The organism is Domibacillus indicus (assembly GCF_023715895.1).
In the GTDB taxonomy this organism is placed as follows: domain Bacteria; phylum Bacillota; class Bacilli; order Bacillales; family Domibacillaceae; genus Domibacillus; species Domibacillus indicus_A.
Genome location: NZ_JAMBOO010000003.1, coordinates 377,406 through 398,250, shown reverse-complemented (window position 1 = coordinate 398,250; position 20,845 = coordinate 377,406). Strand labels below are relative to the sequence as shown.

At 44.9% G+C, this 20,845-nt stretch carries 25 protein-coding genes and 2 pseudogenes; 22 read left to right on the top strand and 5 right to left on the bottom strand.

All coding sequences use genetic code 11. The annotated features are described in order from the left end of the window. Nucleotides 1-319: 319 nt before the first annotated feature. The 6 genes from M3221_RS08360 to M3221_RS08335 all read left to right on the top strand — a co-directional run bounded on the left by M3221_RS08360 (nt 320) and on the right by M3221_RS08335 (nt 3,708). Nucleotides 320-1,927 (top strand): flagellin N-terminal helical domain-containing protein, encoded by a 1,608-nt coding sequence (locus M3221_RS08360; RefSeq protein WP_251271025.1) that lies wholly within the window; start codon nt 320-322, stop codon nt 1,925-1,927. A gap of 100 nt (nt 1,928-2,027) precedes the next feature. Next, on the top strand, nt 2,028-2,195 hold the full coding sequence (locus tag M3221_RS08355) for a competence type IV pilus major pilin ComGC (protein WP_251271024.1): 168 nt from the start codon (nt 2,028-2,030) through the stop codon (nt 2,193-2,195). After that, nucleotides 2,161-2,628: a competence type IV pilus minor pilin ComGD gene (comGD, locus tag M3221_RS08350; protein WP_251271023.1), complete on the top strand. Its 468-nt coding sequence runs from the start codon at nt 2,161-2,163 to the stop codon at nt 2,626-2,628. The genes M3221_RS08355 and comGD overlap by 35 nt, the downstream gene beginning before the upstream one ends. A 7-nt stretch (nt 2,629-2,635) precedes the next feature. Next, nucleotides 2,636-2,926 (top strand): hypothetical protein, encoded by a 291-nt coding sequence (locus M3221_RS08345; protein ID WP_251271022.1) that lies wholly within the window; start codon nt 2,636-2,638, stop codon nt 2,924-2,926. Next, nucleotides 2,883-3,350 (top strand): competence type IV pilus minor pilin ComGF, encoded by a 468-nt coding sequence (comGF, locus tag M3221_RS08340; RefSeq protein ID WP_251271021.1) that lies wholly within the window; start codon nt 2,883-2,885, stop codon nt 3,348-3,350. The genes M3221_RS08345 and comGF overlap by 44 nt, the downstream gene beginning before the upstream one ends. A gap of 13 nt (nt 3,351-3,363) precedes the next feature. Further along, a complete protein-coding gene (locus M3221_RS08335) occupies nt 3,364-3,708 on the top strand; it encodes a hypothetical protein (protein WP_251271020.1) in 345 nt (114 codons plus the stop codon). Here M3221_RS08335 and M3221_RS08330 read toward each other — a convergent pair whose 3' ends face one another. The 3 genes from M3221_RS08330 to M3221_RS08320 form a co-directional block, all read right to left on the bottom strand. Beyond that, complete coding sequence (locus tag M3221_RS08330; RefSeq protein WP_251271127.1) at nt 3,709-4,476, bottom strand: YqhG family protein; 768 nt, start codon at nt 4,474-4,476, stop codon at nt 3,709-3,711. A 9-nt stretch (nt 4,477-4,485) separates the two neighbouring features. Continuing rightward, complete coding sequence (locus M3221_RS08325) at nt 4,486-6,066, bottom strand: DEAD/DEAH box helicase (protein WP_251271019.1); 1,581 nt, start codon at nt 6,064-6,066, stop codon at nt 4,486-4,488. Between the two features lie 112 nt (nt 6,067-6,178). Then, nucleotides 6,179-6,499 (bottom strand): rhodanese-like domain-containing protein, encoded by a 321-nt coding sequence (locus tag M3221_RS08320; RefSeq protein ID WP_242233756.1) that lies wholly within the window; start codon nt 6,497-6,499, stop codon nt 6,179-6,181. Nucleotides 6,500-6,717: 218 nt separating this feature from the next. Between M3221_RS08320 and M3221_RS08315 the strand changes: the two genes are divergently transcribed. From M3221_RS08315 to M3221_RS08305, 3 genes and pseudogenes are all read left to right on the top strand, one after another. Continuing rightward, nucleotides 6,718-7,554 (top strand): lipoate--protein ligase family protein, encoded by an 837-nt coding sequence (locus M3221_RS08315; RefSeq protein ID WP_251271018.1) that lies wholly within the window; start codon nt 6,718-6,720, stop codon nt 7,552-7,554. Nucleotides 7,555-7,749: 195 nt separating this feature from the next. Beyond that, nucleotides 7,750-8,568 (top strand): annotated as a pseudogene (locus M3221_RS08310) (ribonucleotide reductase N-terminal alpha domain-containing protein); the annotation flags it as partial. A 345-nt stretch (nt 8,569-8,913) separates the two neighbouring features. Continuing rightward, nucleotides 8,914-10,656, top strand: a pseudogene (locus tag M3221_RS08305) (vitamin B12-dependent ribonucleotide reductase); the annotation flags it as partial. Nucleotides 10,657-10,753: 97 nt separating this feature from the next. Here the strand turns inward: M3221_RS08305 and M3221_RS08300 are convergent. After that, nucleotides 10,754-11,134: an SA1362 family protein gene (locus M3221_RS08300; RefSeq protein WP_251271017.1), complete on the bottom strand. Its 381-nt coding sequence runs from the start codon at nt 11,132-11,134 to the stop codon at nt 10,754-10,756. Nucleotides 11,135-11,171: 37 nt separating this feature from the next. Next, nucleotides 11,172-12,110: a DUF1385 domain-containing protein gene (locus M3221_RS08295; protein WP_251271016.1), complete on the bottom strand. Its 939-nt coding sequence runs from the start codon at nt 12,108-12,110 to the stop codon at nt 11,172-11,174. 107 nt (nt 12,111-12,217) lie between these two features. On the opposite strand from M3221_RS08295, the gene M3221_RS08290 reads away from it, so the two are divergent. From M3221_RS08290 to M3221_RS08230, 13 genes are all read left to right on the top strand, one after another. Beyond that, entirely contained in the window at nt 12,218-12,637 is a 420-nt protein-coding gene (locus M3221_RS08290) for a YqhR family membrane protein (RefSeq protein ID WP_251271015.1), read from the top strand. A gap of 59 nt (nt 12,638-12,696) precedes the next feature. After that, on the top strand, nt 12,697-13,134 hold the full coding sequence (gene aroQ / locus M3221_RS08285; RefSeq protein ID WP_251271014.1) for a type II 3-dehydroquinate dehydratase: 438 nt from the start codon (nt 12,697-12,699) through the stop codon (nt 13,132-13,134). A gap of 4 nt (nt 13,135-13,138) precedes the next feature. After that, the gene (locus M3221_RS08280; protein WP_251271013.1) at nt 13,139-14,200 is read left to right on the top strand and encodes a M24 family metallopeptidase; all 1,062 of its coding nucleotides are present in this window, start codon (nt 13,139-13,141) and stop codon (nt 14,198-14,200) included. A 20-nt stretch (nt 14,201-14,220) separates the two neighbouring features. Continuing rightward, on the top strand, nt 14,221-14,778 hold the full coding sequence (gene efp, locus M3221_RS08275) for an elongation factor P (protein ID WP_242233510.1): 558 nt from the start codon (nt 14,221-14,223) through the stop codon (nt 14,776-14,778). Nucleotides 14,779-14,886: 108 nt separating this feature from the next. Next, nucleotides 14,887-15,993: an acyl-CoA dehydrogenase family protein gene (locus M3221_RS08270; protein WP_251271126.1), complete on the top strand. Its 1,107-nt coding sequence runs from the start codon at nt 14,887-14,889 to the stop codon at nt 15,991-15,993. Nucleotides 15,994-16,085: 92 nt separating this feature from the next. Next, on the top strand, nt 16,086-16,979 hold the full coding sequence (gene spoIIIAA, locus M3221_RS08265) for a stage III sporulation protein AA (protein WP_251271012.1): 894 nt from the start codon (nt 16,086-16,088) through the stop codon (nt 16,977-16,979). Further along, nucleotides 16,976-17,488 (top strand): hypothetical protein, encoded by a 513-nt coding sequence (locus M3221_RS08260; RefSeq protein ID WP_251271011.1) that lies wholly within the window; start codon nt 16,976-16,978, stop codon nt 17,486-17,488. The genes spoIIIAA and M3221_RS08260 overlap by 4 nt, the downstream gene beginning before the upstream one ends. Nucleotides 17,489-17,501: 13 nt before the next feature. Further along, nucleotides 17,502-17,705 (top strand): stage III sporulation protein AC, encoded by a 204-nt coding sequence (spoIIIAC, locus tag M3221_RS08255; protein ID WP_242233513.1) that lies wholly within the window; start codon nt 17,502-17,504, stop codon nt 17,703-17,705. A 99-nt stretch (nt 17,706-17,804) separates the two neighbouring features. Then, entirely contained in the window at nt 17,805-18,113 is a 309-nt protein-coding gene (locus M3221_RS08250) for a SpoIIIAC/SpoIIIAD family protein (protein ID WP_251271010.1), read from the top strand. Between the two features lie 3 nt (nt 18,114-18,116). Further along, on the top strand, nt 18,117-19,202 hold the full coding sequence (gene spoIIIAE / locus M3221_RS08245; protein ID WP_251271009.1) for a stage III sporulation protein AE: 1,086 nt from the start codon (nt 18,117-18,119) through the stop codon (nt 19,200-19,202). A gap of 4 nt (nt 19,203-19,206) precedes the next feature. Continuing rightward, nucleotides 19,207-19,707 carry a stage III sporulation protein AF gene (locus tag M3221_RS08240; RefSeq protein WP_251271008.1) on the top strand — a complete coding sequence of 167 codons (501 nt, stop codon included), beginning with the start codon at nt 19,207-19,209 and terminating at the stop codon, nt 19,705-19,707. Continuing rightward, a complete protein-coding gene (locus M3221_RS08235; protein WP_251271007.1) occupies nt 19,700-20,248 on the top strand; it encodes a stage III sporulation protein AG in 549 nt (182 codons plus the stop codon). The genes M3221_RS08240 and M3221_RS08235 overlap by 8 nt, the downstream gene beginning before the upstream one ends. Then, nucleotides 20,248-20,766: a SpoIIIAH-like family protein gene (locus tag M3221_RS08230; RefSeq protein WP_251271006.1), complete on the top strand. Its 519-nt coding sequence runs from the start codon at nt 20,248-20,250 to the stop codon at nt 20,764-20,766. Before M3221_RS08235 ends, M3221_RS08230 begins: the two co-directional genes overlap by 1 nt. Nucleotides 20,767-20,845 lie beyond the last annotated feature (79 nt).

Here is a 20,845-nt window from a genome sequence, read left to right as displayed (position 1 = left end):
CACAAGTCAGTGATTATCCTTTAGTAGGGAGCTAATCGTCTACCTAAAGTCGAGAAGAGAGGCAAAATTATCCGACAAGAAAAATTTTCCTAAAAAAATCTTCAGTACGGAGTTTTTTTGTCGATAGTAAGTGTAAGAGAGTGGTGCGGTAACGATTAATGTAAAACAGTTACTTAAGCAAAGGGAGGAAGAGATAGGGCTATCTCCTGTATTACTTTTATTTAACAAATTTACGAGTGGGAAAAAGATTTATAAGAAATACAATATGGGGTTTTCAAGCGGATATAAATATATAAGCCACTTTAGGGAGATGCGACAAGTGAGAATTAATCATAATATCCAAGCATTAAATTCATACAGAAACTTATCTGCGAACCAAACAAGCTTATCAAAAACATTAGAAAAGCTGTCATCGGGGCTTCGTATTAATCGGGCTGCTGATGATGCAGCAGGTTTAACGATCTCGCACAAAATGAGAGGGCAAATTAGAGGATTAGACCAAGCAGAGCGAAACATACTTGATGGAATTTCTTTAGTGCAAACAGCAGAAGGTGGTTTGTCTAATATTCAAGAGATGACCCAACGTATGCGTGAGCTGGCTGTACAAGCCTCAAATGATACGTTGACAGAAGAGGACAGACAAGCTATCCAAGATGAAATTGAAGAGCTGAAAAATGGAGTTAATGATATTGCGAACAATACTGAGTTTAATGGAATTCATTTATTGAATAGAAATAACTCCAGTTTAGAATTAGACCCAGACAATGGAGGAACACCGCCTCCAAATACATTGGCATCTCCACCGGTTGATGAGAATGGTCGCTTCTTTTTTGGGACTGAAAATGGTTATGCTACTACTAGTATGGATGACAATCAACGTCTTGTTTTTGAGAGTTTCAATACGTCCTTTCCTCAAATTGAGATAAATGGAACTGTAAACCGCATCATTGATCACCTTTCACAAGGAACAATTACTAATGATGGTGTCTATCAAACAACATATCAAGTAGATGAAGTTCAAATAACACAATATGTGGAAATAACGGGGAACCAAAAAGATAAATATGAAATTCGTTATGATATAAAAAATACATCTGCTGAAGCAAAGAGTATTGGATTTCAATTTCATTTAGACACAATGCTAGGGAACGATGATAGAGCTCCTTTTATAGTAAATGGCGACCCTGTGAGCAATCAAACGACTTATACAGGAGATTCAATCCCAGCTGAATTTATAGTTTATAATCAGAATACTGGCGATGAAGCCAACGCAGAATTTCAAGCGCATGGAATTATCAAATCGACCAATGAATTCGAAATCTTAGAAGAACCCTCAAAATTTGCAATTGGGCGGTATAATCTTGTTAATAATTGGGGTTTTAATGATAACACTGGGATTGTCGGAGACAGTGGTTACAGCCTTTGGTGGGATGCTAGAGAAATTGCTAGTGGTGCGTCCTTTTCTGTTAATACATTTTACGGACAGTCTGTACCTCCGGATGTTGACGGCCCCTCTAATGACTCAACGGATTCCTATGATGTCATATTGCAAGTTGGAGCTAATGAGGGAGATGAATTTAAGATAGATTTAACAGATGCCCGTACAATTGCACTTGGAATCGATGATATCAATACTTCAACTAGACAAGGAGCAGAGGCAGCTCTTACTAAACTTGACGGAGCACTCCAGAAAATTTCATCCGAGCGGTCTAAATATGGTGCTTATCAGAATGCTTTGGAACATATATATACTAACGTTACTAATTCCGGTGAAAACGCAACAGCCTCTGAATCTCGTATTTCAGATGCTGATATGGCATTAGAAATGACGGAATTCACGAAACGAAATATATTAATTCAGTCTGGTCAAGCAATGTTGGCACAGTCGAATCAGCTACCACAGGGAATATTAGAATTATTAAAATAAAGACAGGAGGAGCTAAGGCTCTTCCTGTTTTTTATTTTAGAGAGATAATTAGCTAAAGGATTAGGAATAAGGTTAATAAAGATGTTTTGTTTTTATCCATATGGTGCAGGGGCAGGTACAGGCGTACCGGATTGATAATGGATCACTGCCTTCCTCTGTCAGTACACTCGTTACAGATGGGTACTTAAGAGATGATGAAACGACCTGCCCGGGTGGAGGGGCTGTTACGATCGATGCGGAAGGAATTGTGTCAGCCGGTGGGTCATAAAGAAGAAGGCTTTACACTTCTGGAAATGATGATTGTGCTGACGGTTTTTACTGTCTGCTTCGGAGCAGCCCTTATTCCGCTTCGGACGATTGCGGAAGACGTGCGCAACCGTCAGTTTTTTCACCAGGTAGAAAGGGATCTGTTTGCAGCCCAGGCATATGCTGTTTCGAAAAACGCAAATATTGTTGTAGACTTTTTTGAAAATAAAGACCGTTATTATCACATCTACACATTTGAAATACCGAGAAAAACGATTATCAAGCGTGAGATCCCCGAGCGTTTCATATTTGATGAGAGGGGGTTAGATACGATTACTTTTTTGAAAACGGGTACGACCAGCCGATTCGGCACGTTTTATTTTACAACAAATGAAAAAACCACCAAGCTGATTTTTTTAATTGGAAGGGGACGTTTTTATTTTTCGGAGGAATGAAAGAGGGATGACATTAGCGGAAAGTCTGCTGGCTTTAACCGCTCTTTTTATAGCGGCAGGGGTTTTGCTGCCTTTTAGTTTAAAACTAATGGAGGGCACCTCCTGGCGCTGGGAGCAGCAGGAAGGAATGAGAAAGCTATATGAAGAAGCCGAATCCCGAATTTTTTTGGATGCTTCCTTTTCTTATGAATTGGATGGGCCGGCCGCCAGGGGAAAATTGGTTTGGGAAGAAGACGGAGGAAGGGCGAAAGCGTGTGTATTCAGTCAAGGGAAAAAGAGATGTGTGGAGGAGCAGTAATGGCTTTACACTCATTGAATCTCTTATTGCATTAATGGTCTTTTGTGCGTGTGCTGCTTCGGTTCCACTGCTTTATGATGGCGCTTATCGGGCTGTGGAAGCTGGAAAAGCCGAGAAAAACACGGAATGGGAGCTTTTTATCATTCAGCTGCGCAATGAAATGCAGGGATCTTCGAATTGGCATGTGTCTGGGACAAGACTCGCGTACCAAGCAGCAGCTTCTGGTGACATGCTAGTCACGGTTAGTCAATATCGTGACAAAATTAGAAGGCAGATCAACGGGCAAGGACATGAAGTGATGCTGCAAGATGTAAAAACGGCCTCGTTTTCAGAAAAAGGAGGGAAAATGTACATACATGTTACATTTTCAAATGGTGAACAGGAAGGAGCGGTCATGTATCCTTTCTATAAGAAAGCACGTTAAACGTCAGCAGGGAATGATTTTTCCGCATGTTTTGCTTATTTTAGTACTGATTATGGCAGCATCTGTGTCAGCTGCAGATGCTGCCGTGACCAAATGGAAAACAGCGGATTATTTAACAAACTATTATGAGTTTCGTGTGGCTGAGCTGATGGCGCTGCGGCGCTTTTTAACCCAGTCAGAGCCTGCTTCTTTTGATATAGAAACAAATCTGGGCACAACAAACACTGCAGTAACGGAAACAGCTGAACAAAACTGGCAGATTCGAATCACAACAACTCATACTGACGGTTTTTTTCGTGCCACTTATGTATACGATCCCCGCTTGGAATCGTTTCTCAGCCGGGTTGAATACCATTAATTATTTTGTCTGAGCCAGATAGAAAAGCCCGCCATTCAAAACCGAAACACGGATCACTGGTTCAAAACGGCGCATAATGGCTGCTTTTTCCCGTTCATAATGCGTATTATCCTCTTCCTCCTGGTCAAAAAAAGACTGAAGAAGCTTAAGCTCTGCTTTTTGTTTTTTAAGAGCCGTTTGAGCCCAGCCATGCTCTTCTTCCATCAAGTCTCTCCATATTTTTTGCTTTAGCCGGTTCAAGCCGCTTGCGGGTGTAATAAGAGGCGAGAGCACATAATGGTAAGGACTGATCGAGTGGCTGAGAGACAGAGAGCCAGCTTGTTCCAAAAATTGATCCGAAAAAGCTCCGTTGATTAAATGAAGAGCAAGCGGAACGAGCTTTTCTTTTTTGCTGTTTGCTTCATAGGAAAGGTGAAAATGAACAAACAGCCAAGGATCAAGCTGAATGGTTCCCGATCCGTTTGTTGTTTCATACAATTTGACAAACGATGCTTTTTTTTGAGCATAGGAAAGAAGCTGATGAAAACGGGGGGACCCGAATGTAATATATTCTTCCTGGTGTTTGAGCGGCCGGCCAGGGTCTTTTGTAAAAAAGGTGACGCTCATCGGGTCGCCTGCCTGGCCGAGCCGGTCTTTGTAGTGCCAATAAAAAGGGCGGTTCATCAGGGAACGATCTGCTTCTTCGGTTAACTGAACCTTTAACGAGTGTTCAGATTCTTCAAGAATAGGACATTCACAGGCAGTAAAAAAGGAACGAAGAAAAGACATCAATGTTGTTCACTCCAATGCAGCTGCAAGGTTTTGCATTTTTATTTCCCACTCTCTAACACTTTTGGATGAGTGGAATGTATCATGCAAGTGTTCTTCAATCCAGTTTTGATCCAAAATATTGTCCAGCTTTCCGATAGCCGTTTGAAAAAGAGCGATCTTTTCGTAAAGCAAAGAGAGCATGCGGTCTTCCACTGATTGTTTATAGGCAAGATGATAAATGTGGACGTTCTCAGTCTGACCGTAACGATGCACACGTCCAATTCGCTGTTCGAGTTTCATCGGGTTCCATGGAAGGTCAAAATTGATAACATGGCGGCAAAATTGAAGGTTCAATCCTTCACTGCCCGCTTCCGTGGCAATCAGCACCCGCGCTGGACCTTTGAAAAGTTCAATCATCCAATCTTTTTTTCCTTTTTTGAACTTTCCTTGGAAAGAAACAGCCGGAATTTGATGATAACGAAAAAACAGCTCTAAATATTCTTGGGTTGCCCGATACTGAGTAAAAATAAGCACCTTTTCATTTTCCAGGCTATTCACAATTTCTAATGCTTTTTCAGCTTTGGAATTTCGGTCAACAGCTTGAGCGAGTGCCGCGACTTTTGTTTTGTCAAACCCTTCCTGCTTTTGCAGAGTCGCCAGGGCCGCATACTTGCTGCTGCATGCTTCCCGTTGCAGCGTCAGAAGTGTAATGGAGCTTGGCAGGCATTCGGACAGCGAGTCATAAAACGCTTTTTCTTCTTTTGACGGGTCGATCCGGATAGTTTGAATAAAGCGTTTTATAGGCTCGCTTTCCACATCTGTCCGGGTATTGCGTATCATGACCTGCCTGAGCAGGGCGTGAAAAGCATCATGGTTTTGAACGGAGCGCTTTCCATCTTTAAATTCAGACTGGAAGAACCCGTTGCTGCCAAAAAGCCCGGGTCTTAAAAGAGAAACCAAGTGAAACAATTCATCTGCGTTGTTCTGAACCGGTGTGGCTGTCAGCAGCAGGCAGTATGTTTTATTTAAGCGGCTGACAAACTGGTGATTTTTTGTAGCAGGATTTTTCAATCGGTGTGCTTCATCGATGATAATCATATCAAATAACGTATCCGCAAATGCATCGGCAAACTTCGGCTGTTTGGCCGAATCAATCGATGCAATCTGAACACCGTTCCAAGACCAGTCAGGATTTTTCCGCTGGACGAGCGCGAAAATTTGAAATTTTTCACGCAGTTCTTTGGCCCACTGGCTGACCAGGGAAGCGGGTGCTAATATAAGGATGCGGGAAGCAAGGCCCCGCAGCATATATTCTTTTAAAATAAGTCCGGCTTCAATGGTTTTTCCGAGGCCCACTTCATCTGCTAAAATAGCGGTTCCGCTCATTTCTTCCATTACGGTCTGGGCCGTTTTCAGCTGGTGGGGAAGAAACTGCATATGCGGCAGAAAATCAGGCGCCAGCAACCCATCAAAGCGGGAAGGCAAAATTTGCTTTTTCATCTCGGCTGTTAAATTAAAAAGTGCCCAGCCGCCGGGTGTTGAAGCGGTTTTTAAGTTTTGCTCGAGTGCATCTGCCCAAGTATCATCATACATAATAGCAGGCTTCATTTATCTCGAAGTCTCCTTTCGATTTCATGAGCTGTCCCTAGCCTGCCCGTAAAAAGGGGAGAACATACACAAGCGGACAAACAAAAACAGCCCTGTTTAAACAGGGCTGTTTTTATTTTGTTTTAATTTTTCCGGTCCATTTTTTAAATCCGCCTTGCAGATGGTAAATGTCGCGGTATCCTTTTCTGTATAGCATTTGTGCAGCACGGCCGCTGCGAAGGCCGCTCTGGCAATACAAATAAACAGGCTTGTCCGGGCGAATTTCTTTCATTCGCTGCTTCATTTGCGTAACAGGAATGTTCCGGGCTCCTAAAATGTGGCCGCCATTGTATTCATTCGGTTCGCGCACATCAATCAGCTGCGCTTTCCGGTATCCTTTTACAAATTCTTCCTGACTAAGCGGTTTTACTGCACGCTTTTGGGAAAAGTACATAAAGATCGCGTACAAAATAATGGCACCGAGTACCGCGGCAATAGAATAAAGCAACGTTGTGTTCCCCTTTCGAATAAACTGCTCCCTTTATTATATCGATATGGTTATAAGAAGAAAAGAAAATTCTCTTTAAAAAAAGAAGCGTGTTCGCCTTTGAATTTCAGGGTCAATTTGATAGACTGAGTGAGGAAATTTACTAAGAAAAGAAGGCGTATATGATGGCAAAAGAAACATGGGCTTTTCTTGATACTGGAAATCAAAATGCAGCTTATAATATGGCTGTGGATGAGGCACTGCTTGATTGGCACAGCAAGGGTCTGATCCCGCCCGTCGTCCGCTTTTATGGCTGGGAGCCGGCGGCTCTGTCCATTGGGTATTTTCAAAAAGCGGAAAAAGAAGTGGATTTTGACGCTGTCCGAAATTATGGGCTTGGCTTCGTACGCCGTCCGACTGGCGGAAGAGGCGTGCTTCATGAGCATGAGTTAACGTACAGTGTGATTGTGAGTGAAGAGCATCCAGACATGCCAACAGGTGTAACAGAAGCATACAGGGTCATTTCTGAAGGCGTGCTTCAAGGATTCCGTAAGCTTGGACTTGCTGCAGAGTTTGCTGTCCCACGGACAGAGGAGGAAAAAGCAAGTTTAAAAAATCCGCGTTCAAGCGTTTGTTTTGATGCGCCAAGCTGGTATGAGCTTGTCGTTGAAGGAAGAAAAGTGGCGGGAAGCGCGCAGACCCGGCAAAAAGGGGTAATCCTGCAGCACGGTTCTATCCTGCTTGATTTGGATGAAGACAAGCTGTTCAGCTTGTTTCACTATCCAAACGACCGGGTAAAAGAGCGGATGAAGAAGGCGTTTGGAAACAAAGCAGTTGCGATTAATGCGCTGCGGGCTGAACCGGTAACGCTCGATGAAGCACGTGTTGCGTTCAAACAAGGGTTTGAAGAAGGGCTTAATATTCACCTTGAACCACTCGTTTTAACAGATGACCAAAAACGTCAAATTGAAACAATTCAAAAAGATCGGTATGAAAATCCGGATTGGAATTTTCGTAGATAAAAAGAGGTTCGACAAAATTATTTTTTTTGCTTTTTTCTCTTGGATTTCAAGGCCTGCCAGAGGATGAGTAGAAGGGCGGCCGCTTGACAAACCGCAAGATCTAAATCAATATATAGAATATAAAATTGAAAACAAACACAATATATTGTGTTTGTTTTCGCTTTTTTTCAACAGAATACAAAAGGAGTTGTTTCCATGTCTGCTACGTCCGCTAAGGTTATGTCACTGAACGTCGACCAGTTAAACAAGGACATCAGCATTTTCCCGCAGGTTTTCCCGATCACGCCGGAAATGAACATTACACACAAAGGCGTTTCCCGCCTGGTTATGATTGACCGATATTCATTTAAAGATACTGAAAAAATTACCCTGTCTGAAGGCGACTTTGTTGTTTTAACAATTAAAGAAGATCCTAAATTCCCAGCTCGTGGGACAGGCTTTGTCGTATCGCTCGACCGAGAAGCGAAAAGAGCATCGATTTTGATTGATGAAGAATACCGCAGTGCGATCGATGATCCAAAAGAAGCAGAAACAGGTATTATTCACCGCAGTCTTGATGTGATTGAAAAGCCGCTTGAAGTTTTTTACGAGCAGATTGCAAAACGCAATGCAGCAGGGCTTTCATCTGTTGAAAAAACAGATGAAAAGAAAAAAGAATGGTTCGATAAATTTTATAACGAACTTGTAAGCTTAAACTTTATTCCGGCGGGCCGTGTATTATACGGAGCGGGGGCAGACACAGACGTGACGTATTTTAACTGTTATGTGATGCCATTTGTAGCTGATTCACGTGAAGGCATATCCGAGCATCGTAAGCAGGTAATGGAAATTATGAGCCGCGGCGGCGGTGTCGGAACGAACGGTTCCACTCTTCGTCCGCGCAATACCCTTGCCCGCGGCGTAAATGGGAAGTCATCTGGATCAGTTTCGTGGCTTGATGATATTGCCAAGTTGACACATCTTGTTGAGCAAGGCGGATCGCGCAGAGGTGCTCAAATGATTATGCTGGCGGATTAATGTTTTTATGCTAGTCCGCGTCGTTCAGACAATGAACGGCAAGTAAACTGGGTGAATTGCAGGAAAGTCCTTAGAGGCGTTCAAGCTACAACGTGACTGGAAACGGTGAGCGTGAAATGCTTAAAAATTGAGCGCATTGGATAATCTGCAGCCAAGCACCGTTTAAGGTGAAGGTTCAACGACTATCGAAAACACTAACGAATATAGCTAGTGGAAGTAGAGTAGAAAAGCATATGCTTTTCGAAGCGCCCAGCCCCTAACAGGTCATGCTGAGGGTGATGATATAGTCTATCCCGTCTGCAAAAGCAGAGTTAAAGTATCCTGAAAAGGACGGTATAATAGTGGCATCCTGACATTGTAGAATTTATTATTTCAAAAATGCAAAACCCGCGTATTTTGCGCTACCTTCTTGAAAATACAGAAGATGAGCAAATTCAAAAAGCGGCAAAGGATAAACTAAACTTTAAGCCGCTGACTGACCGGGAAGAGCAAATGTACCAGGGTGTGGTGAATTACAAAAACATCCCGGGCTATGGCGGCTTCAGTCCCGAAATTATCAAAGAAGCGGAAGAGAAACTTCGCACCGGCGGAACATACAGCGTTCATAACGCTGAGTTTTTAACAGGTGCCAATATCTCAATCTGCCTGACGAATGAATTTATGGATGCAGTGGAAAAAGATGCGGATTATGAGCTTCGTTTTCCGGCTGTAGAAACGTACAACAAAGAAGAAATGGCATATTACAACGAAAATTGGCACAAAGTCGGCGATGTCCGTGAATGGGAGCGCGAGGGACATAAAGTTCGCACGTACCGCAAAATTAAAGCGCGCGAGCTATGGAACTTAATTAATGTATGTGCGACCTATTCAGCAGAACCAGGCATTTTCTTTATCGACAATGCCAATGAAATGACCAATGCAAAAGCATATGGCCAGCAGGTTGTTGCAACAAATCCATGTGGTGAGCAGCCCCTTGCACCATTTTCAGTCTGCAATTTAGCAGCCGTTAACCTTGCTGAAATGGCGAACAAGGATTCGAAAACGGTGAACTTTGATAAATTAAAACAAACGGTTCGCACAGGTGTCCGTATGCAGGATAACGTTATCGATGCGACACCGTATTTCCTTGAGGAAAACAAAAAACAGGCGCTCGGTGAACGACGGGTCGGTCTTGGTGTAATGGGACTGGCGGACCTGCTTATTTATTGCGAAAAAGAATATGGTTCTCCAGAAGGAAATGCCCTTGTTGACCAGGTGTTCGAAGCGATTGCTGTAACAGCCTACGAAACGTCTGTAGAGCTGGCAAAAGAAAAAGGCAGTTTCCCATTCCTTGAGGGAGAAACGCAAGGTGAAACCAATCGTCTTCGTGAGGCATTTGTTCATACAGGCTACATGAAAAAAATGCCGGATCATGTACGGGAAGCTATTCTTCAAAACGGTATTCGCAATTCGCATTTGTTAACTGTAGCACCAACGGGTTCTACTGGAACGATGGTGGGTGTATCAACGGGATTGGAGCCATATTTCTCCTTTACGTACTACCGCAGCGGACGTCTTGGTAAATTTATTGAGGTCAAAGCGGATATTGTAAAAGACTATCTGGAGCGCAATCCAGAAGCAGATCCCGATCAATTACCGGATTACTTTGTAACAGCGATGAGCCTGGCACCAGAAGCGCATGCAGATGTTCAGTGTGTGATTCAACGGTGGATTGACAGCTCTATCTCCAAAACCGTAAACGCACCGCGCGGCTATACAGTTGAGCAGGTAGAAAGCGTATATGAGCGTCTTTACAAAGGCGGGGCAAAAGGCGGCACGGTTTATGTAGACGGAAGCCGTGATTCCCAGGTGCTTACGCTGAAAGCAGAAGAAAACACATGGGATGAAGAAGAGAAAACAGAACCGAAACAACATGAAAACCACGTTGTTTTAATTGATACGATTCAGGATCTTCGTTCAACGAATGTGACAATTGGCAGTGAAGTCGGCAATACTTGCCCGGTCTGCCGCAAAGGAACAGTAGAAGAGCTCGGCGGCTGCAACACATGTACGAACTGCGGCGCCCAGCTGAAATGTGGATTATAAGAAAAAGAAGGCCTCCAAAAAGCCGCCCTTGAATAAAAAGGGCGGCTTTTTATATATTGACGGCAATAAAAAAACCCTGCGCGGATATCCGGCAGAGTCATTCAGAAGAAGCTCGGGAGCTTCGCTTTCCTTTATTTCCTTGAATAAGAGTTAAATGTGAGGCTTTCTTGCGGCGGGCTGCTTTCTTTTTCGGCTTTCCTGTCGTGAAAGCAACAGATGGTTTCGATTTAAAACCTGTTTTTGTGGCGTAGCGTTTTTTGGATTGTTTCACAGCTTTAGAGTAAGCGCGGTTTTCGCTGCGGTTTCCTCCAGTCCGGTTACGCATAAACAGCCGGAGCAAGAACATCACAATCGCAACAGTGATTACAGCAAAAGCAATTTGCTGCACGAGCTGCCCGGGAGAGGTGATCATCATTGACACAAGACCAATGGCAGCGAGTGCAGTAATGACGGAAACGACAACAGTGCGAACATTCATTAAAGCCACCTCCCGGAAAAATAGTGTTACTTACATATTAGACAATTTCGTCTGCTTTTAATCCTTTTTCAGTACTTTCTTCAATGGAAATTAATTTCTTGAAAGAGGCGATCGCCACTTCCACTTGATCATCTGATGGGTCCTTTGTGGTTAAAAGTTGAAGCCAAAGTCCAGGATACCCAAGCCACTTTAAGCCGGGAACATCACGAACTTTGTTTGTGAGCTGCAGAACCTCAAAAGAAAGGCCAAGCACAACAGGAATAAGAGCAAGCCGGTTAAGCACTCGTACATAAAATGGCTCAGTCGGTACAAGCATATACACAAAAACACCAACAATAACCGTAAATAAAATAAAGCTGGATCCGCAGCGGTAATGAAGCCGGGAAGAGGCCTGCACATTCTGCACAGTCAGCGAAAGCCCATTTTCATAAGCATTTATTACTTTATGCTCCGCTCCGTGATATTGGAATACACGTTTAATAAGCGGCGTCATCGAAATGGCCCAAATGTAAACAAGCAGCAGGAGTAATTTAAACAGCCCTTCTACCAAGATCTGGGCCATATCACTTTGAAAAATAGGCCTTGTTAGTTCAGCCAGTCCAACCGGTACAAGAGTAAAAATAAATTTTCCAAACAGGAACGATAAAATCCCAACGAGCGCTACCCCAAACATAAGGGTAAACTTCGACGGCTCTTCTGCTTTTGCTTCTTCTTCACCCGGCGGGACATCATACCGGTCATTGGCAAAGTTTAAATGTTTAGACCCTGTGGCAGCAGCTTCTAAAATGGCAACGATACCGCGAAGAAGAGGAATTTTTTTCATTGTCTGGAGGGCGGGGCGAATCGTGCGGGGCAGATGGAAATATTCAATCGATCCATCGTTGCGCCGTACGGCGGTAACCGTATGATTTTTTCCGCCGAACATAACACCTTCAACAACGGCCTGCCCGCCATACACCGGCTTCTCATTACTCATGTGTTCGTTCCTTCTTTCGTTCATCCTTTAGCTAGGACGTATAGTAATCATATTTTAGCGATAATCCGGCTAAAATAAAAGCGGGACCTGCTTGAAGGAGGAAAGAAATGATTCGAACCAACAATTCTAAACATTCTGATTATTCAAGGCGTATGATAAGTGAGACCGGGGTGATGGCAGGCCTGCTGCTGCTGCTGTTCAGCTGGCTTTCTTATACCTTTCATTTTATGAACTGGAACCCTGTCTTTATGCTTACTGCTTTCCCGCTGCCGCTGCTTGTAAAATACGGAATTGCCTTAGTGATAAGTGTGCTTATTTCTATTGTACTCTCTTTATTATACTATGCGCTGTTCCGTAAAAGAAAGCCCTTCCCCGTTGGAATTTCCATAACTGTTTTCTTTTTTTTGTTTGTTTTTTTCGGTGCTGACCGGTCGCTCCTGCACCTTGTCACCATTTTTTCTCTTTTGCTCGGTTATTTCTTGTTTATCAGCCTCACAATTTCCTGGCATTACGAAAGAGCCAAGTAGTCAGAAGCCGGGCAAATATGGTAAACTAGTCGGGAAAATGAATAGCCGGGGGATAAGAAATGAAGAAAATTTTGCTTATTAATGGGGTAAACCTGAACCGGCTTGGAAAGCGTGAACCGCATATTTACGGAACGACGACGCTTGCCGAGCTTGAGGAACGGCTGATCAAACGCGGGGAGCAGGCAGGCGTGGAAGTAGTAACCTTTCACTCCAATTTTGAAGGGGAAATTGTGGAACGGCTTCATCTAGCAGAGGATGAAGGAATGGATGGGATTATTTTTAATCCCGGCGCATTCACCCACTACAGCTATGCTATTGCTGATGCAGCAGCAGGGATTAACGTACCGATTATAGAAGTACATATTTCGAATATTCATAAGAGAGAAGCTTTCCGGCATCATTCAGTTACAGCACCTCACGCGGTAGGACAGCTGTGCGGCTTCGGGCTGTATGGCTACGAAATGGCACTCGACTTTTTGGTAAACAGGGAGGGCTGAGAAAATGGGACAGATTGAAAAGCTGCGCTCAAAAATAGCTGAGCAGGGACTGGATGGCTTGTTTATTATGAGCCCTTATAATCGCCGCTATGTGAGCGGGTTTACCGGTACATCAGGCGCTGTGCTCGTTACAAGCGAAGAAGCCGTTTTTATGACCGATTTTCGTTATACAGAGCAGGCAGCAAAGCAGGCAGCTGGATTTACGATCGTCCAGCATACAAAATCGATTTTCGAAGAAGCTATGCAGAAAGCAGAAGCACTTGGTGTACAGACGCTTGGTTTTGAAAAAGAATACGTTTCTTACCAGGAGTTTGAATTGCTTCAAAAGTATTTCAACGGGACACTCAAACCGGTGGCAGGAATCGTGGAAAACTTGCGCTTGATTAAGACCGAACCAGAGATTAAGATATTAAAGGAAGCGTGTGACATCGCAGATGCAGCGTTCAAGCATATTTTGGATTTTCTAAAGCCGGGAGTAAGAGAAATTGATGTATCGAATGAACTTGAATTTTTCATGAGAAAATGCGGTGCAGATTCTTCCTCTTTTGATATTATTGTTGCTTCAGGTGCCCGCTCAGCTTTGCCGCACGGTGTAGCGAGTGAAAAGGAAATCCAGTCAGGCGACTTTGTTACGCTTGATTTTGGCGCATACTATAAAGGATATGCATCGGACATCACCCGTACAGTAGCGGTTGGAGAACCATCCGAGCAGCTAAAGGAAATTTATGCGATTGTATTGGAAGCGCAAATGGCTGCGGTAGATCAAATCAAGCCTGGAATGACAGGTGCCGAGGCAGATGCTGTAGCACGCGATATTATTTCATCAAAAGGATATGGAGATGCATTTGGCCACTCCACTGGACACGGCCTTGGCCTTGAAGTGCATGAAAGTCCGAGACTCTCGGTAACAAGTGATAAACCGCTCGAATCCGGTATGGTTGTAACAGTGGAACCGGGCATTTATTTGCCGGGTATCGGCGGCGTCCGGATCGAAGACGATATCCTGCTTACAGACAGCGGGAATGAACGGCTCACACATTCTGCTAAAGAACTTATTATTTTGTAAAAACCCCAGGAGGAACACACATGATTTCAGTAAACGATTTTCGTACAGGCTTAACGATTGAAGTAGACAACGGCATTTGGCGCGTTGTAGATTTCCAGCACGTAAAACCAGGAAAAGGAGCAGCGTTTGTTCGTTCAAAGCTGCGCAACCTTCGTACGGGTGCCATTCAGGAAAAAACATTCCGCGCCGGTGAAAAAGTAGGAAAAGCACAAATCGACAACCGTCGTATGCAATACTTGTATGCAAACGGCGACCAGCACGTGTTCATGGATAACGAATCATATGAACAAATCGAAATTCCAGCATCTCAAATTGACTATGAGTTAAAATTCTTGAAAGAGAACATGGAAGTATCCATTATGATGTTTGGAACAGAAACACTTGGTGTAGAGCTTCCAAACACAGTAGAATTAAAAGTAACAGAAACAGAACCAGGCATCAAAGGCGATACAGCATCAGGAGGTACAAAGCCGGCAACTGTAGAAACAGGACTTACTGTAAACGTGCCGTTCTTCGTAAACGAAGGTGACGTACTGATCGTCAATACAACAGACGGATCATACGTATCGCGTGCATAATGATTTTTTAGGGCGTACCTGACAGGTATGCCCTTTTTATTTGCGTTCTGTCCTGCTTATTCGTACGATGAAAGAAGATAAAGAGAAAGAAGGTCGATCGTGTTGAATATGAAAGAAAAAATCGAGCCGCTGATTCCGGCCTTTCAATCTAGAGAACCGGCACTAGACGAGCTGAATTCTTTTCCGTTTGAAAATATAAAAGATTTAAAGGAGATCGGCTATACAAAAGCGATGCTTCCGCAAAACGGAGGAATGTCACTCGTTGATTTTATCCAGCATCAGGAATTGATCGCAAAAGGATGCGGGGCAACGGGTCTTTCGATTGGATGGCATACCGGCATCCTGATGGAATATGCAGAATACCGGCACTGGAACCCGGCAATTGCTGACTTTCTTGTAGAAGAAATCCAAAACGGCAAACTGGTCAATGCGGCAGCAAGTGAACGCAATGCAGGAAGCCCGCTTCGAGGGGCACGATTTAAAACAAATGCCGTTCGTGACGGCCAGGAATATGTAATCAACGGGGGAAAAACATTTACCTCTGCAGCGCCCGTCTTGGATTACGTATTTGTCTCTGCATCGATTGGTGAGACAAAAGAGGCAGCTGTGTTTCTTGTACCGATGTCTGCCGAAGGAGTTTCCATACGGGAAACGTGGGACAGTGTAGCCATGCGTGGAACAGCGAGCCATGATTTAATTCTCGAGAATGTGAGAATTCCGGCTGATTATATTGTGGAGAAGCTTGATCAGTCCCAGCGGCTTCGCCGAAAAGGGTCTCTTCTTCACATCCCGGCTTGTTACATTGGCATTGCCGGTGCCGCCCGTGATTATGCGCTCAAGTTTGCGGCCTCTTATACGCCGGCTGCACTCGATCACCCGATCGGCGAATTGCCGGTAATGGAGCAGTCTATTGGTGAAATGGAAACCAAGCTGATGGCTGCCCGTCAATTTTTGTACCGAACGGCAGAGCTGTATGACCGGGAACCAGAGAATCCGATCGGTCCGCAAATGGCCGCCGCAAAAGCGTTTGTAACCAACACGGCTATTGAAGTAACCGATATAGCCATGCGGATTGTCGGTGCGAGAAGCTTGTCTGCGAAAAACCCGCTTCACCGGTACTGGCAAAACGTTCGTGCAGGCCTTCATAATCCGCCAATGGACGATATTGCTTACCGGACACTTGCCCAAAGTGCGCTGTCGCAATTTCGCTCATAAATATTAAACCGCCAATCTCTTGGCGGTTTTTTTCATGGATAATATGCCTTCTTCAGTCATACAATGTGGAAAGAGCGGAAGGAGGCGGCGGATTGCCCTATAAAACCATTATCCCTTATTTACCCGAATCGACGCTACAAGCTGTCAGTCCCCTTTTGAAAAGCGATCCGGCGATTGAAGAAATCCGGCTTCGAACCGGGCAGCGTATAGAGCTGTCAGGACCAAAGCCGTACGTGCTGTCTACTTGTTTTTCTGAGCAGGACCGTGCCGCGTTTGTTCATAAAATCACCAAACATTCTGTATACCGGCTTGAGGAGCAATTAAAGCGCGGTTATTTAACGATCGAAGGAGGACATCGGATCGGTCTGGCGGGACAAGCTGTTTTAAAAGACGGAACGGTGTCTTCGATGACAAACTTATCATTCTTCAATATTAGGATCGCCAAGCAAAAAAAAGGAGCAGCTCTTCCGTTGCTGGCATCTTTATGTGAAGACGGATGGAAAAGTACGCTGCTGATTGGTCCCCCAAGGTCCGGCAAAACAACGCTGCTGCGGGATATTGCCCGCATTGCGGGTACGGGGGAGGACAAGCGGAATATAAAGCCGGTGAAAACATGCATCGTCGATGAAAGATCTGAAATTGCCGGCTGTCTCTATGGGGTTCCCCAGCTCGACGTTGGCATGAAAACAGATGTACTTGATGCATGTCCTAAATCGGAAGGCATGATGATGATGATCCGTTCGATGAGCCCGGAAGTTTTGATTGTAGATGAGATTGGACGGCCAGAGGATGCACAGGCGCTTTCTGAAGCCCTCCATGCAGGCATTGCGGTGATTGCCACTGTTCATGCACGCTCCTTAGAAGAAGCGCTTCGTCGTCCCGTTATTCGCCAAATTAAAGAAAGCGGCTTGTTTGATACGTATATTGAAGTAAACCAGGAGCATGGCTTTACGATTTTAAAAAAGGAAAGGCAAGCGGCCGGATGAAGTGGGCAGGGGCTCTTTTTATTATCGCAGCGAGCTTGTTTATCGGCTGGCACAAGTCCAGGTCATACGGGGAGCGTGTTCGTCAAATTCGCCAGTTTGAAACAGCCCTGATGATGCTTGAGTCTTCTATTGCTTATGGTGCTGAATCGATGGAAACGGCTGCGCGCTCTATTTCCCAAACGATTGAAAAGCCTGCCAATCTGGCTTTTGCAGAATTTGCTGAAGCGCTGGCCGTCTCAGAAAAAAGTGCCGGTGATCTTTGGTCCGCTGTTTTAAAAAAGCAGGGTATCGGGCTGGCATTGAAAAAAAGGGACTTACAGGTTGTAGAACAGGCAGGCTGTATGCTGGGGACTGTAAACCAGACGGCAGAAGCGAGAAAGCTCCAGCTTGTTTTAAAGCAGCTTGAAAAGCAGCGGGAGGAAGCAGCGATCGAAGAAAAAAGGCTTTCCGGCATGACACGGTCCGTCAGCCTGCTGTGTGGACTTATGACAGCCATTTTGCTCCTATAGGGTGGGTCGATAGATGGATATGGACGTGGATTTACTGTTTAAAATTGCAGGCATTGGCATTGTCGCTGCTTTTCTGCACACCATTTTAGACCAGCTTGGAAAAAAAGAATATGCCCAGTGGGTCACGCTGTTTGGCTTTGTTTACATTTTATTTATGGCGGCTACTATTGTTGGCCAGCTGTTTGAAAAAATCAAATCCGTATTTTTATTTCAATGACAGGAGCGGTGGATCATTGCCATTACTCATATTGCCGCTATTATACTCGTCGCTGTTTTTTTAGCCATTCTGCTTCAGGAGTATAATCCGGGTTTTTCTTTGCTGTTTGTTTTGTTTACGTGCAGTATTCTTTTATTCCAGTTTGCAGACGAAATGGCCAAGTTGATTGCGGCCGTCCGGAAAATGGCTGCCTATGCAGGAGTGGAAACCCTTTATATTGAGACCGTTTTAAAAGCGGTTGGCGTAGCCTTTATATCGGAATTTATCGCTAATATTGCGAAAGATGCCGGTCAGCAGGCGCTTGCGGCAAAAATGGAGATAGCCGGGAAAATTATTATTTTGGCGCTTATCCTGCCGATTTTAACCATTTTGATTGAAACAGTGTTAAACATGCTTCCGGGGCGGTGATCCATGGGATCTATATGGCAGCCGATAATGGAGCAAGCGGATTTATCGGCGCTTGAAAAAAGGTGGAGCGAATTAAAGCAGCTGTACGGTCCTTTTTTGCCAAGAAAAATGGAGTTTGATTCCGGAAATATCGATTTAGCTGCTTTGTTTTCTCCCGAAAGCTGGATGTCGGCATTGAAGTCTTATGTGCTTTTTGAGGTGACCACACACGCGCAAAGCTTAGCCATTATTTTTTTGCTGTCCATTTTGGCAGCTGTGCTTAAAACAGTAGGACAAGCATTGGAAACGCAGACGGTAACGAAGACAGCAGAAGCAGCCGTATTGATTCCGATTTTTATACTGGCTATGGGCACATTCCGGCTCGCTGTCGAGTCTATTTCGGGTGCGGTAGAGCAAATGACCGTTTTTATGATGGCCTTTATGCCGGTCTTGATCGCTTTATTGACGATAAGCGGCGCTGTAGCCTCTGCTGCTTTATTCCCGCCGCTGCTTCTTTTTATGATGAATGCGTCCGGCATTTTAATTGACCAGATTATTTTACCGTGCTTGATCTTCTCGGTTGTTTTCAGCCTGGTCAGTTTGCTTTCCGACCACTACAATGCCGATCGGATTGCTGCACTCCTTAGAACGGTCAGTATCTGGCTTCTCAGTGCGTTTATGACGGTGTTTCTGACCATTTTGACTTTAAGGGGCGTGACTGCTGCGGCGGCAGACGGTTTAACCGTCAAAACAGCAAAATTTATAAGCGGTACGTTTGTGCCGGTTGTAGGGCGCATGATGGCGGATGCCGCGGACACGGCTTCCGGGGCCGCTTTAATGATTCACAATACAGCCGGTGTGGCCGGCATTGGGCTTTTGGCGCTGACAGCCCTTTTTCCCGTCGTAAAACTAATGGTGCTCGTCATCCTGTATAAGGCATCTGCCGCCGTGCTGCAGCCGCTTGGTGACTCAGCGGCTGCGTCACTGCTAGATATTATTGGCAAAACGATGTCATTTATGCTGGCTGCGCTGGCACTCGTGTCTTTTATGTATTTTCTATTCATGGCCGCTGTTGTAGCGGCTGGAAATGCCGCTTACATGATGAGGTGAGGAAATGCAGGGGCTTTTTGACTGGCTTGCATCAGTGCTGGCACTTCTTTTATGCGCTTCTATCGTAGACATGTTTTTGTCCGAATCACCGATGAAAAAATATGTCAGGCTGGCGGCAGGACTTGTGATCATGGCCGCCCTGGTCAAGCCGCTATTTTCTGCTGATTGGTCCTTTTCTTTTTCGAATGAACGAACCGTTTCTTCGTTTGAGCAGGAAACGAAACAGCTGGTCGAGCAGTTGTCCGGTGTTTCTGAACTGGCTTCTGACACCTATGTCAACCAAGCGCTGCAGCAGGAGGCACAGGCGACTGTTTCTGCTTTTTCTTCCTGTGAAGTAACCGCTGTTGAAGCAGAAGTGGCAGAAGAGCAAGTAAAACAGGTGGACATAGAGATGAAAGGGCAGTGCCTGGAACAAGAAATTGAGCGCCGTTTAACGGAAAAATGGAATATTGGGGCTCATCAGCTGAATATGGTGATGGAAAAGGAGGAAACAGGAGGTGGCTGACCGGCAATCGCTTTTAACATGGTGGAAAAATGGAAAAGCGGACAAGCCGCTGAAGTGGGCAGCAATCATGCTGGGCGCCGGCATCGCACTGATGGCGCTTAGTGATTTAACCGGACCGGAACAACCGCCTGAGAAAGAAGAAAGCAAGCCTGCTGCTGCGAATACAGAAGCAGATTGGAAAAAAAGCTACGAAACAGAATTAACAGACGTATTAAATAAAATTGAAGGTGTCTCGGATGTTTCAGTAGTCGTGAACCTGGCTTCTTCTGAACGAAAGGTATACGAAAAAAACATTGTTTCTTCCGATGGAGAAAGTGAAAGCACGAGGGATGAACAAATCGCTCTTGTGCGGGATGGCGATGTAGAAAGTCCGGTCATGATTGAAACGCGCAGGCCGGATATTCAAGGAGTGCTCATTGTTGCCGGAGGGACAGAACGGGCTCAAGTCAAAAAAAGGGTGGTAGAGGCGGTCACACGGGTGCTTGGTGTTCCGGTGCACCGCGTAGCCGTCATGCCCGGAAAATCAGGAGGGAAAAACTAATGCCGAAAAAACAAACGGTTTGGCTGTTTACAATGGTTAGTTTAACGGCTGTGCTTGGTGTGTATTATATGACCGGTCCGGAGAAGCTGCTGCCAGCCTCTACCCTTGAGGAAAAAGTGTCAGAACCGGAAAAAGAAGTAGATGTAGCCGTCGAAGAAACGCCGACGGATGAAGTATTTGAAATGATCCGGCTTGAAGCGGAAGAAGAGCGCAGCCGCTTAAAAGAAGAATTAACCGCTAAAGTAGCTTCTGCGGACCTATCAGCGGAAGCAAAAGATGAAGCTTATACAACGATGCAGGAGCTCGATGAGCAGGCTGCAAGCGAGCGGATGCTTGAAACGGTGATTAAATCAAAAGGGTATGAAGACGCACTCGTACGAACAATGGATGGAGAAGTTCGGATTACCGTCAAAGCGGACAGCCATTCCACCGAAGCCGCCAATGAGCTGATTCGGCTTGCCAAAGAGGAAATGGGCGACAAAATGCCTGTTTCGGTAGAATTTGAACCCTTAAAATAAAAAAAGCCTCCCGCTTTTCGTAAAGCGGGTTCCTTTCATTTGGATTCTATATTTGCTAATTGACGAAAAAAAGATAAAA